The organism is Nocardiopsis sp. NPDC055551 (assembly GCF_053619415.1).
On record NZ_JBSHJJ010000008.1, the window covers coordinates 1 to 11,669 of the forward strand.

Annotated in this window: 10 protein-coding genes; 4 read left to right on the forward strand and 6 right to left on the reverse strand. The window is 69.5% G+C overall.

What is annotated here, in order from left to right; all coding sequences use genetic code 11:
* Window positions 1-667 precede the first annotated feature (667 nt).
* Both ACWGSK_RS15595 and ACWGSK_RS15600 read left to right on the forward strand, forming a co-directional pair.
* A complete protein-coding gene (locus tag ACWGSK_RS15595) occupies window positions 668-2,317 on the forward strand; it encodes an AMP-binding protein (protein WP_358508596.1) in 1,650 nt (549 codons plus the stop codon).
* A gap of 120 nt (window positions 2,318-2,437) precedes the next feature.
* Entirely contained in the window at window positions 2,438-2,923 is a 486-nt protein-coding gene (locus ACWGSK_RS15600) for a MarR family winged helix-turn-helix transcriptional regulator (RefSeq protein WP_358508598.1), read from the forward strand.
* Window positions 2,924-3,035: 112 nt separating this feature from the next.
* On the opposite strand, the gene ACWGSK_RS15605 is transcribed toward ACWGSK_RS15600, so the two are convergent.
* Window positions 3,036-4,265 (reverse strand): extracellular catalytic domain type 1 short-chain-length polyhydroxyalkanoate depolymerase, encoded by a 1,230-nt coding sequence (locus tag ACWGSK_RS15605; RefSeq protein WP_452456085.1) that lies wholly within the window; start codon window positions 4,263-4,265, stop codon window positions 3,036-3,038.
* A 229-nt stretch (window positions 4,266-4,494) separates the two neighbouring features.
* Between ACWGSK_RS15605 and ACWGSK_RS15610 the strand changes: the two genes are divergently transcribed.
* Together ACWGSK_RS15610 and ACWGSK_RS15615 are read left to right on the forward strand one after the other, a co-directional pair.
* Complete coding sequence (locus ACWGSK_RS15610; protein ID WP_358508602.1) at window positions 4,495-5,271, forward strand: 3-hydroxybutyrate dehydrogenase; 777 nt, start codon at window positions 4,495-4,497, stop codon at window positions 5,269-5,271.
* Window positions 5,256-7,253 (forward strand): helix-turn-helix domain-containing protein, encoded by a 1,998-nt coding sequence (locus tag ACWGSK_RS15615; protein ID WP_358508604.1) that lies wholly within the window; start codon window positions 5,256-5,258, stop codon window positions 7,251-7,253. The genes ACWGSK_RS15610 and ACWGSK_RS15615 overlap by 16 nt, the downstream gene beginning before the upstream one ends.
* On the opposite strand, the gene ACWGSK_RS15620 is transcribed toward ACWGSK_RS15615, so the two are convergent.
* From ACWGSK_RS15620 to ACWGSK_RS15640, 5 genes are read right to left on the reverse strand one after another with little or no spacing between them, the layout of a single operon-like run.
* Window positions 7,179-8,081 (reverse strand): alpha/beta fold hydrolase, encoded by a 903-nt coding sequence (locus ACWGSK_RS15620; RefSeq protein ID WP_358508606.1) that lies wholly within the window; start codon window positions 8,079-8,081, stop codon window positions 7,179-7,181. The two genes, ACWGSK_RS15615 and ACWGSK_RS15620, sit on opposite strands and share 75 nt — an antisense overlap.
* Window positions 8,078-9,211, reverse strand: coding sequence for a branched-chain amino acid ABC transporter permease (locus ACWGSK_RS15625; RefSeq protein WP_358508733.1), 1,134 nt, complete (start codon window positions 9,209-9,211; stop codon window positions 8,078-8,080). Before ACWGSK_RS15625 ends, ACWGSK_RS15620 begins: the two co-directional genes overlap by 4 nt.
* A complete protein-coding gene (locus tag ACWGSK_RS15630; protein WP_452456086.1) occupies window positions 9,211-10,110 on the reverse strand; it encodes a branched-chain amino acid ABC transporter permease in 900 nt (299 codons plus the stop codon). Before ACWGSK_RS15630 ends, ACWGSK_RS15625 begins: the two co-directional genes overlap by 1 nt.
* Complete coding sequence (locus ACWGSK_RS15635; RefSeq protein ID WP_358508610.1) at window positions 10,107-10,856, reverse strand: ABC transporter ATP-binding protein; 750 nt, start codon at window positions 10,854-10,856, stop codon at window positions 10,107-10,109. The genes ACWGSK_RS15630 and ACWGSK_RS15635 overlap by 4 nt, the downstream gene beginning before the upstream one ends.
* A complete protein-coding gene (locus tag ACWGSK_RS15640; RefSeq protein WP_452456087.1) occupies window positions 10,853-11,668 on the reverse strand; it encodes an ABC transporter ATP-binding protein in 816 nt (271 codons plus the stop codon). Before ACWGSK_RS15640 ends, ACWGSK_RS15635 begins: the two co-directional genes overlap by 4 nt.
* Window position 11,669 lies beyond the last annotated feature (1 nt).

Below are 11,669 nucleotides of genomic sequence, written 5' to 3' on the forward strand. Positions count from 1 at the left end.
GGTTTGAACGCTGGGCTTTTGAAGCGACTCTTCGAGTTTACATGCTCCGAGCACCGCTCGAACCAGGCTGCTTTGAAGAGGATGTCTGTGATCGCAGTCCGGTTCCGAGTCGACCCTGGGGGCCACTCGCCGTCCTGCGGCGACCTGGAGAACACTACCCGCACTCCACGCACCCGGCAAACCGAACCGCCTGTGTCGCCGGTCACCCGACCTCCACCTCGGCTCCCCGCTTCGGCCAACACACGCCGTTCGCCCCTTCGGAGAGCCGGATCCGGCCCCCTCCTCGCGCGCGTACGCGCGTTCCTCTATTGCCCGCGTCGGCTCCCGGACCCGCAACGCTCACCCGACCGATGAATACCCGCTCCACCGAAGCTCACTTCATGACAAATGCACGACCCTTGCCCATTACTTGCACCGGCACGGGATCGTTTCGACTCTCACCAGCAAGTTTCTAATATCACCGCAGGTCAGAGACTTGAAATAATCATTCCAGTATCGGTCTCGAGGCTCACCCGGTGACAACCACGCGTCGGTGATCACTCACTCCGCGACGAAGAATCCCGTGCGCATCTGACCTACCTTCGCAGTACTCCGTGGAGTCACGAGGCGAAGGCTCCTCGGAGGGCGCGGACCGCTTCGCCCGTCCCCGTACTCCCCCGGAGACCGAATGCCGTCCTCAGTCGGTGGCCCGTCCACCCGGTCCAATCTGATCCACACCCTCAAGGTGGTGTCCGTACTCGTCAGGGCCGGGGTCTTCTCCGTCGGCCGCCCGGACAAGATCGTCCGCCAGCTACGCCAGCTCAAGACCTGGGGGGCGACCATCGCCGGTGGTTACGCCGCCGCGGGCGAGCGGGTCCCCGACCAGATCTCCGTGATCGACGACTCCGGGGTGACGACCTTCGGACAGATGAACCGGCTGGCCAGACAGCTGGTCCACGAGCTGAGGCGCCTGGGGGTCCGCCCCGGGTCCCGGGTGGGGATCCTGTGTCGCAACCACGCCGGGATGGTGCAGGCGGCCATGGCCTGTGGCCGCCTGGGCGCCGACGCCGTCCTGTTGAACACCGGGTTGGCCGCCGGTCCGTTGGTGGACGTGATCGAACACAACGAGGTGTCGTTGCTCGTCGCGGACTCGGACTTCGAGGAGTTGTACAAGGGGTTGCCGCCGGAGATCCCACGTGTGACGTCGTGGGGGGAGACCGTGGTGCCGGGTCCGCGGATCCCGACCAAGGTCGAGGAGCCCACCGAGCCCGACCCCGTCCCGCCCGAGAGTCCGGGTCGGTTGATCGTGTTGACCTCGGGGACCACGGGGGCGCCGAAGGGAGCACGGCGCCCGACCCCGAAGGGTCCGCAAGACGCGGCCTCGGTACTGTCGCGGATCCCGTTGAACTCCAAGGACCGGATCCTGGTGTCGGCGCCGATCTTCCACACCTGGGGGCTGGCCGGTGTCCAGTTGGGCATGTCGATGCGGTCGACCCTGGTGATGCGCCGGTTGTTCGAGCCGGAGGACGTGTTGCGGACCGTTCAGGAGCAGCGGTGCACGGCGTTGTTCGCGGTACCGGTGATGCTTCGGCGGATCATGGACCTGCCCCGGTCGACGCGGGAGAAGTACGACACCTCTTCGCTGCGGATCGTGGCGTGTAGTGGTTCGGCGATGAGCCCGCAGCTGATCGGCGACTTCATGGACGCGTTCGGCGACGTCATCTACAACCTGTACGGGTCTACCGAGGTGTCGTGGGCGACCATCGCTTCCCCCGAAGACCTGCGGACGGCGCCGACCACCGCGGGACGGCCGCCGCTCGGTACGCGGATCGCGGTCCTGGACGAACGGGGTCGGGAGGTTCCCCAGGGGTCGAAGGGCGCGATATTCGTCGGCAACGACATGCTCTTCGACGGGTACACGAACGGGAGGAACAAGCGGGTGTCCGACGGTCTGATGGAGACCGGCGACCGCGGTCACGTGGACGTACACGGTCTGCTGCACGTGGCCGGGCGTGACGACGACATGATCGTCTCGGGTGGTGAGAACGTCTTCCCCCGGCCTGTGGAGGAGGCGATCGTGACGCTGCCCTCGGTGCGCGAGGTCGTGGTGACCGGGGTTCCGGACGAGGAGTTCGGACAGCGATTCGCGGCGTACGTGGTGCCCTACGAGGGACGGTCGGTGGATCCGAACGGGATCCGGCTGCATGTTCGGGAGCTGGTGGGGCGTTTCTCCGTCCCGCGTGACGTGATCGTGTTGGCGGAACTGCCGCGCAACGCCACCGGGAAGGTGCTCAAGCGACGGCTTCCGGCCGGCACTCGTCCACCCGAGGGCTCCTGACCGTTCCCGTGGGTGGAGGTCGGTTCGCGGACGCGAGCCGACCTCTTTGCTCCATTTACATTGCGCACAAGGTGATTGTGGGCTTTGACATCGGGTGCGTGGTTACTACGATGTCGAGTGATGCCCGACCGTTCCCCCGCCCCCAAGGGCGACTTCGCACTCCCGCCAGTCGACGAGCAAATGTGCTTCGCGCTGTACGCGGCGTCCCGCGCTGTCACCAACCTGTACCGCCCGTTGCTCGATCCGCTCGGTCTGACCTACCCGCAGTACCTCGTGATGATGCTGCTGTGGGAGCGAGGCGGGTGCTCGGTCAAGGAGATCGGCGCGGTGCTCCAACTCGACTACGGAACCCTTACCCCCCTGCTCAAGCGGCTGGAGACCAACGGGCTGCTCCGTCGGGATCGTGATCCCGAGGACGAGCGTTCGGTGCGGGTCACTTCCACCGACGAGGGCCGCGCCCTCCGCGCCCGCACTCGGGGCATCCCCGAGGCGATCGGGCGGGTGATCGACCTTCCGGACGAGGAGTTCGAGGCGACCAGACTCGCGTTGCGCAGGCTGACCGCCAACGTGCTCGCGGGCGAGGCACGGGTCGCCGAGGAGACCTGAGGGGGAGGAGCGGAGGACGGGCACCACGGGGGTCGTGCCCGTCCTCCGAAGGCCGGGAGGGGAATGGAGCGGGGCGGGTGGGCCGATGGCCCGCCCGCCCCGCGTCTTTCGCTCAGCACCCGTCGACGGTGTGCTCCCAGTGGCCCGGTGAGGTCTCGGTGAGGGAGGTCGTCACGGCCGGGTTCCACAGGCCGAGCGGGTCGTCGGAGCCGGCCGCGTAGACCATTCCGAACCGGTGCTCCGCGCGCCCCTCGGTGACGTGGGCGTAGTTGCTCGCGGTGACGCACTCGCCCGAGGGCGGATCGGTGGGTTCCTCCGTCGGTGGGTCGGTGGGTCCGACCCCACCGTCGATCCCCCAGAACTGCGCCGTGTACCCACTGGAGCAGACCGCGTCGAGGAAGTAGGCGCCGGCGGTGCCGCAACCCGAGCCGGGGTCGACCGGGGTTCCGTGGCCCAGACCGGAGACGGAGTAGTGGGCGATGGCTGCGTCGTCGGGCCCGCCTCCGTAGTACGAGGCCGTTGTGGATCCGGGCAACTGCTCGGTGGTGTCCGGCTCGGTGGACACACCGCCCGCGTTCGCCCACTGGGCCACCGAGGCGTCCCCGTTGGCCGGGGCGACGGTGGTGTCGGAGGTACCGTGCCAGACCGCGACCCGGGGTAGGTCGGCCCCGTCCGGTAGCTTGGCGCGGATCTCGTCGCCCCACTGTTCGGGTGTGCGGTCCTTACCCGGGTTCATGCAGGTGAAGGCGTCGACCATGCCGGTGGCGCAGCCGACGGGGACACCCGCGACGATGCTTCCGCCGGCGAACACGTCCGGGTAGGCGGCGAGGAGTTCGGCCGCCATGGCACCGCCCGCGGACAGTCCGGAGACGTATACGCGATCCGCGTCCAGTCCGTGCGCGTCGATGGCGTGTTCCACCATCGAGCGGATGGATCGGGCCTCACCGGAGTCGCGGGCCACGTCGCCGGGTTCGAACCAGTTGAAGCAGCTCGTGGCGTTGTTGGCGCTGCTCTGTTCGGCGTAGACGAGGGCGAACCCGGAGGCGTCGGCCTGTTCCGCCCAGCCGGAGTGCTGGTGGTAGGCGGCGGCATCCTGGGCGCATCCGTGCAGGAGTACGACCGCGGGTGCGCCCGCGGGGAGGTCGTCGGGGACGTACTCGTACATGGAGAGGGCGCCGGGGTCGGTGCCGAAGGAGGGCACCGGGTCCAGGGTCGCGGCGGAGGCTCGTGGGGCCAGGGCGACGATCGTCGCGGCGACCAACAGGAAGGCCGCGGCCAGGGCGATGATCGGCGGCAGGTACCTGGCGGGGGCTGACGGAGGTGGACTGCTCTGGGGGTGCATGTACGGCTCCGGGGGTCGATCAGCGGGGGTGGTTCGGCCGAACCCTGACTTGGAGCCTAGGCAGATTGTGATGTGGACAACATGTGCGAGAGACCCCGATCACTTAGGCTGTTCGAGTGGGAACCCCACAGGAGACCCCTCGCCCATGGCGGATCACCACATGTCCCATCCCAGAGGTGTGTTCATCGGAGCTATCCCCCACGGTCCCACCCCGTCCTAGTTTGCTGACATGACGACAGAGGCTTCCCCCCACACCGCCCAGGTCGACCTCACCGACAGGATCGCGCTGGTGACCGGTGCAGCCGGCGGTATCGGCCTGGCCTGTGCCCGCAGACTGTCCGCCGCCGGAGCCTCGGTACGTTTGGTCGACGTCGACGGTTCCGCGCTCACCGCCTTGGAGAAGGAGGGCGTGGGCGAGGCCGTCGAACTGGACCTGACCGACCTGGATTCCGCGGAGGAGGCGGCGCGCGGCGCCGACATCGTGGTCAACAACGCCGGAGTGCAGACGGTCGCGCCCGTGCAGGACTTCCCCCCGGATCGCTTCTCCCTGATCCTGCGGCTCATGCTGGAGTCCCCGTTCCGTCTGGTGCGGGGCTCGCTGCCCCACATGTACGAACGTGGTTGGGGCCGGATCGTCAACATCTCCTCCGTGCACGGACTGCGCGCCTCCGCCTACAAGTCGGCCTACGTCGCGGCCAAGCACGGCTTGGAGGGGCTCTCCAAGGTGATCGCTCTGGAAGGCGCGGAGCGGGGGGTGACGTCGAACTGCGTCAACCCCGGTTACGTGCGGACCGCCCTGGTGGAGAAGCAGATCGCCGATCAGGCCACGGCGCACGGTATCCCCGAGGAGCATGTGGTGTCCGAGGTGCTGTTGGCCCGGACTCCCGTGAAACGCCTGATCGAACCCGCGGAGGTGGCCGAACTGGTCGCCTACCTGTGCAGTGACGACGCCTCGTTCATCAACGGAGCGTCGCTCCCCGTCGACGGAGCTTGGAGCGCGAGCTGAACACCACCCCGGAACCCCCTCGCGGGGATGGCCCGGCGGACGCCGGGCACCAGGCGTTCTTCCTGGATCTGCTGTTGCGCGACGCACCGGCCGTGGAGTACGAGCGGCCGGTGCTTCGCGCGCGTTCGGGTGGCGCGGACGCGGACACGGTCTCGGCGTTGGAGGAGGCCAAGTTCGCGGCGCTGCGGGTGCGGTCGGTCCTGCGTGACCGGCAACGCCGTGAATCCGAATTGAGCGCGTTGTTCGAGACCGCCAACGACCTGGCGGGGATGCGCAGTCTGGACCAGGTGTTGCAGGCCATCGTGGAGCGGGCCCGGCATCTGTTGAGCACGGACGTGGCCTACCTGACCCTGAGTGACGCGGAGGCGGGGGACACCTACATGCGGGTGACCGCGGGTTCGGTGTCCGCCGTTTTCCAGAAGGTGCGGTTGGCCCCTGGCAAGGGGCTGGGCGGTCTGGTGGCCACCACCGGACTGCCGTACGTGACCGCGAACTACTTCACCGACCCCCGTTTCGAGCACGCGGAGAACATCGACCACGCGGTACGCGAGGAGGGCCTGGTCGCGATCCTGGGCGTGCCGTTGAAGATGAACGGGCGGGGCATGGGGGTGTTGTTCGCCGCGAACCGACGGGAGCGGCCCTTCGCTCACTCCGAGGTGGCGTTGTTGTCGTCGCTGGCCACCCACGCGGCGATCGCGATCGACAACGCGAACCTGATCGACGACACCCGGCGTGCCTTGGACGAGTTGCACACGGTCAACGAGAGGTTGCAGCGGCACACCGCGTCGGTGGAGCGTTCGGCCGCGGCACACGACAGGTTCACCGACCTGGTGCTGGGTGGTGGCGGGGTGCGCGAGGTCGCGGCCGCGGTCGCCGAGGTGTTGGGCGGTTCGGTGCGCATCCACGACCGGACCTCGGAGGTGTCGGTGACCGCGTCGCCCTCGGGTGAGGTGAACGATCCCTCCCCGGGCGGCGATCCCTTGGCGGAGGGGGACGACGAGGTGGCCGAGGCGGTGCGTTCCTCCTTGGCGAGCGGCCGCGCGGTGGCCGTGGACGACGCCTGGGTGGCGGCCGCGGCGGCGGGAGGCGAGCCTCTGGGCACGCTCGTGCTGCGCGGCGTGGCGCTGGACGGCACGGACCAGCGGGTGTTGGAGAGGGCCGCCATGGTGACGGCCCTGCTGCTGCTCATCCGACGTTCGGTGAGCGAGACCGAGCACCGGGTCCGCGGCGATCTGCTCAACGAGTTGCTGGAGGTGCCGGCGCGGGATCCGGTGTCGTTGCGTCAACGGGCGGCGCTGTTGCAGGCCGACCTGGACGCGCCGCACGTGCTGGTGGTGGCCGAGGCCGTGGGCGCCGATCCACATCGGCTGCGATCGGCGGCGTCGTTCGTGGCCGAGACCACGGGCGGTCTGGCGACGAGCCGGGGTGGTCGGTTGGTGTTGGCGCTTCCGGGGTCGGATCCCTCCGAGGTGGGGCGGCGGGTGTGCGCGGAGCTGTCCGCCGCCGCCAACGGTCCGGTGACGGCCGGTCTGGCCGGGCCCACCGGCGGGCTCGGGACGTTCCTGGACACGTTCACCGAGGCGGTTCGCTGCCTGCAGACGCTGCGGGCACTGGGCCGGGAGGGCGATTGCGCGACCATCGAGGACCTGGGGTTCTCCGGTCTGCTGCTCGGCCAGAACCGGGACGTGTCCGGGTTCGTCTCCGCGACCTTGGGTCCACTGCTGGAGTACGACGAACGGCGGAACACACTGCTCGTGGAGACCCTGGGGGCCTATTTCGCGGCCGGGGGCAACCTGTCCCGCGCCAAGGACGACCTGCACATCCACGTGAACACCGTGGCGCAGCGCTTGGAGCGGATCGGGCAGTTGATCGGGACGGACTGGCAGCGCCCCGACCGCGCCTTGGAGCTACAACTGGCCCTGCACCTGCACGGTCTCCTCGACAAGGGCGTGGACCTGCTCGGCGACCAGGGCGGCACTTGAGGAGAACAGCGGGCTGTAGTGGTTGTCCTCGGGCAGTTCCGTGACGCGCACGGACTCGGGGAGACCGGCGAGCCGTTCGGACGTGTACAGGCCGGGGCTCTCGTCCATGAGTCCGCGCGCGGTCCACAGCAGGTGGGCCGGGCAGGGCAGGCGGTGGATCGCGCCGAGTACCTCCTCATCGGACACGACCTGGGCACCGTCGACCCGCACGGCCTCCTCGTCGCAGGCCGACCGCTGTCGCGGTGGTTCGCCGACCAGGTCGCGTAGGACGTAGTCGTCCACCCAGGTGCTCCAGCGCCCGACGAAGGCCGGGTGCTCCTTCCAGAAGTCCCGGTAGGCGTCGGGGGACTCGAAGGTCATGCGCAGGCGGGCCATCGCCGGGCCGATGACGGCCTCGATGTCGGTTCCGGGCGGCACGGGCAGACCGAAGCCGCCGTCCACCAGGAGCAGACCGGACACCCGCTCGGGGTGGCGTACGGCCAGTAGGGCGGCGACGAACGCGCCCATGGAGTGGCCCACGACCACGGTGCGCCGTACCCCGCGGCCGTCGAGTACGGCGAGGAGGTCGTCGACGTGGGCCGCCAGTCCGTGTGGTCCGGGCAGGTGCCCGCTGGCGCCCCGGCCGCGCAGGTCCGGGGCGATGGTCGGGGGTCCCCCGAGCTTCGCGAGTTCGGTCGCGGTGCGGGCGAACGAGTGACCGTTGGCGGTGATTCCGTGGACGGCCAGGACCGGGACCCCGGGGCCGGAGCCCCAGGTCGTCACGGCCAGGTCGCCCCCGACGACGGGGACGGTGTGTTCGTCCCCGTCGCTACGGGAGGGTGTGGTCACGCGTGGTCCGCCTTTCGTGTGCGTTCGGTACGCCGGTCCCGGACGGCGGCCTTGATCCGTCCCGGGAGGGCGACGAGGCCGCCGGGGAAGAAGAACACCATCAGGACGAAGAGCGTGCCGAGGATGAAGAGTGGTTGGGAGAGCGGGGCGCCGATCCAGGTGGGCAGGGCGTCGAAGGCCCCACCCGACTGAAGGAGCCGGTGTTCGGCGTAGGTGTAGAGGGCCGCTCCGAGGAGGGGTCCCCATCGGGTGCCCGCGCCGCCCAGGGCGACCATCACCAGGAGGGTGAGGGTGAACTCGGCGGTGGTGATGCCGGGGGTGACCCCTCCGTTGACCAGGAGGTAGGCCACGCCGCCGAGGGAGGCCAGGCCACCACCGACGGTGAAGGCGACCAGCTTGTAGGGGTAGGGGTTGATGCCCAGTACCGCGACGCGCTGTTCGTTCGCGCGGATGCCCTGCCAGACCCGGCCCACGGGCGAGGCGCACAGCCACCAGACCACACCCAGGACCACGACCAGGTAGCCGACTGCCACCCAGTACAAGTTGACGGTGTTGACCACGCCCACGAACGCGTCGGGGACGGCCTCGGCGCTGAGGGAGAGCCCTTCCTCGCCGCCGGTCCAACGGCCGGGGTCGCGGGAGATGAGGATGGATCCGGCCTCGGCGAAGGCAAGGGTGACCATGGCCAACGCGATGCCGTTGACGCGCAGCGACACCGCGCCGAGCAGTAGGGCCAGGAGGGTTCCACCGGTCACCGAGATCACGGCCGCCCACAACAGGGGCAGCTCCAGGACCGACATGAGCAGCGCGGCGACGTAGGCGCCGCAGGCGAAGTAGAGGGCGTGTCCGAAGGACAGCAGTCCCACCCGCCCGTAGAGCAGGTCGTAGCTGGTGGCCAGACCACCGAAGACCAGGCACAGCGCGAGCAGGTGCAGGGTGGACGGGCTGTTGAGGGCGCCCTCGAACAGCCCGGGGACGTACAGGGTGGAGAAGGGCAGGGACAGCGCCACCACGAGGACCACGGCGGGCACCGCCCACCAGGGCAGGGAACGGCGTCGCCGCACGTCGGAGATCTCGGGCCCCTTCGAGGGGCCGGTGGTCTCACGGAGGGTCGTGTCGGTGTCGGTCATCATGCCACCCTCTCCGCGGACTTCTTCGCGGTCAGGCCGCCCTGTCTGGTGAGCAGGACCGCGGCCAGCACGGCGACCACGGCGATGTCACCGAGGCCGGCGACGGTGTAGTAGTTGGCGAACTGCTGGATGAGGCCGACGGTCACCGAGGCGATCGCGCAGCCGGTCAGCGAGGTGGTGCCACCGATCACGACCACGATGAACGCGAAGATCAGTAGCGACATCCCCTGGGTGGGTGTGACCACCCCGAAGTAGAGGCCGCCCAGGGAACCCGCCAGCGCGGCGGCGGCCCCACCGATCGCGAACACCAGGGTGAACGACTTGCGCACGTCGATGCCGAGCGCGGTGACCATGGCGCGGTCCTGCACGCCCGCGCGGACGATGAGCCCGTAGCGGGTGCGGGAGTTGAACAGCGACAGGGCGACGAACACCACGATCGCGGCGAGGATCAGCAGGTAGCGGTCCTTGGGCACGTTGACGCCCAGCAGGGGGAGCGTGCCCGACACCAGTTCCGGTTTGGGGAAGGTGTGCGGGTCGGCGCCCCAGATCGCCTGGATGAGCGCAGGAACGGCCAGGCTCAGGCCGACGGTGGCGAGGATCTGTTCGCGGTGTCTGCCGTACAGCGGCCGGATCACGCATAGTTCGACCAGGACGGCGGCGAGCGTTCCGGCCGCCACACCGAAGACCATGGCCAGCAGGAAGCCCACCCCGGCCGGGCCGGCACCGGGCAGGTACTGGGCGGCCCACCAGGTGCCGTACGCACCGATCGCCAGGAACGCGCCGTGGGCGAAGTTGAGGACGTCCATCAGGCCGAAGATCAGGGACAGGCCCGAGGCGATGAGGAAGTACAGGGCACCGAGGCCGAGCCCGGTGATGATGAGGAGTACGACGGTGCTCATGTGGTGTCCACCCGCCTGTCGGTGGGTTCGTCGGTGGCGGTCCGTGCCACGCCGAGGAGGGAACGGACGCGCTCGGCGTCGTCGAGGAGCTCCGACGCGGAGCCGGTGTGGATGACGCTTCCGGCGTCGATCACCACGGCCTGGTCGGCGACCCGGCGGACCAGGGAGAGGTTCTGTTCCACGAGCAGCACGGGGACGCTCTCGGCGGCGGTGGCCACCGCGTCGGCGACCTCGCGGACGATCCGGGGCGCCAGGCCCTTGGTCGGTTCGTCGACGATGAGCAGCCGGTTGTCGTTGAGCAGGGCGCGTCCGATGGCGAGCATCTGCTGTTGGCCTCCGGAGAGGGTGCCCGCCGGTTGGTTCGCCCTCTTGCGCAGTTCCGGGAAGAGCTCGTGGACGAGGTCGTAGCGTGGTTCGCCCGGGCGTCGTTCGGCCAAGCGCAGGTTCTCGGCGACGGTGAGGGCCGCGAAGATCCCGCGTTCCTCGGGGACGTAGCCGATGCCCTTGGTGACGATGGCGTGGGTGGGTCGTTCGGTGATGTCGGCGCCGTCGAAGACGACCCTGCCGGTGCGCGGCACCAGGCCCAGGAGTGCCTTGACCGTGGTGGTCTTGCCGACGCCGTTGCGGCCGAGGACCGAGGTGACGCCATGGTCGGGCACGGAGAAGGACACTCCCTGGAGGATGTGCGATCCCTCGATCCACACGTGCAGGTCGTCCGCTTCCAGGAGCGGCGCGGGCGCGCTCACGCGCCGTCCCCGAGGTAGGCGGCCTGGACGTCGGGGTCGGCCATGGCGGTCTCGGGGTCGGCGTAGGTGAGAAGGGCACCGTGGTGCATGACGGCCAGTCGGTCGGCCATGTCGAGGAGCACCTCCATGTGGTGTTCGACCATGAGGACCGTGCATCCCTGTTCGCGGTGCACGTCCTGGATGACGTTGGTGAGTTCGCCGATCTCTCCGGCGCTGACCCCGGCCATGGGTTCGTCGAGGAGGATGAGCCGGGGCCCGCGGGCCAGGAGGAGGGCGAGTTCGAGCTTGCGTTTGTCGCCGTGGGAGAGATCCCCGGCGAGGTGGTCGACGCGATGGGAGAGCCGGACCAGGTCCAGGACCCGGGCGGCGTCCTTTCCGCCGGCGGGGGCGGCCAGGCGCCAGAAGCGGCGGGACTCCCCCGTGCGGGCCTGGACGGCCAGACCGACGTTGGCGCCGACGGTGAGGTCGGCGAAGACACTGGAGGTCTGGAAGGTACGGCCCATGCCCAGGCGTGCCCGGCGGTGGGACGCGTGGGGGGTGACGTCCTCGCCCGCCAGCCGGATCGTGCCGCCCGTGGGCTTGGTGAGGCCGCTGACCAGGTTGAACAGGGAGGTCTTGCCCGCCCCGTTCGGGCCGATGAGGGCGACGAACCCGCCTTCCTCGACGGACATGGTGATGTCGTCGACGATGACGGCGCCGCCCACGGACCAGCTCAGGTTCCGCAGTTCCAGGACGGACGTGGCGGTGTCGGGCGCGGTCGCGCCCCCGTCGGGCGCGGTGGTCGCGCCCGACGGTGGGGTGTGGGTGCTCATG

Coding starts and splice junctions, on each gene's coding strand:
- ACWGSK_RS15595 (WP_358508596.1), top strand. CDS start 668: ATGCCGTCCTCAGTCGGTGGCCCGTCCACCCGGTCCAATCTGATCCAC.
- ACWGSK_RS15600 (WP_358508598.1), top strand. CDS start 2,438: ATGCCCGACCGTTCCCCCGCCCCCAAGGGCGACTTCGCACTCCCGCCA.
- ACWGSK_RS15605 (WP_452456085.1), bottom strand. CDS start 4,265: ATGCACCCCCAGAGCAGTCCACCTCCGTCAGCCCCCGCCAGGTACCTG.
- ACWGSK_RS15610 (WP_358508602.1), top strand. CDS start 4,495: ATGACGACAGAGGCTTCCCCCCACACCGCCCAGGTCGACCTCACCGAC.
- ACWGSK_RS15625 (WP_358508733.1), bottom strand. CDS start 9,211: ATGACCGACACCGACACGACCCTCCGTGAGACCACCGGCCCCTCGAAG.
- ACWGSK_RS15630 (WP_452456086.1), bottom strand. CDS start 10,110: ATGAGCACCGTCGTACTCCTCATCATCACCGGGCTCGGCCTCGGTGCC.
- ACWGSK_RS15640 (WP_452456087.1), bottom strand. CDS start 11,668: ATGAGCACCCACACCCCACCGTCGGGCGCGACCACCGCGCCCGACGGG.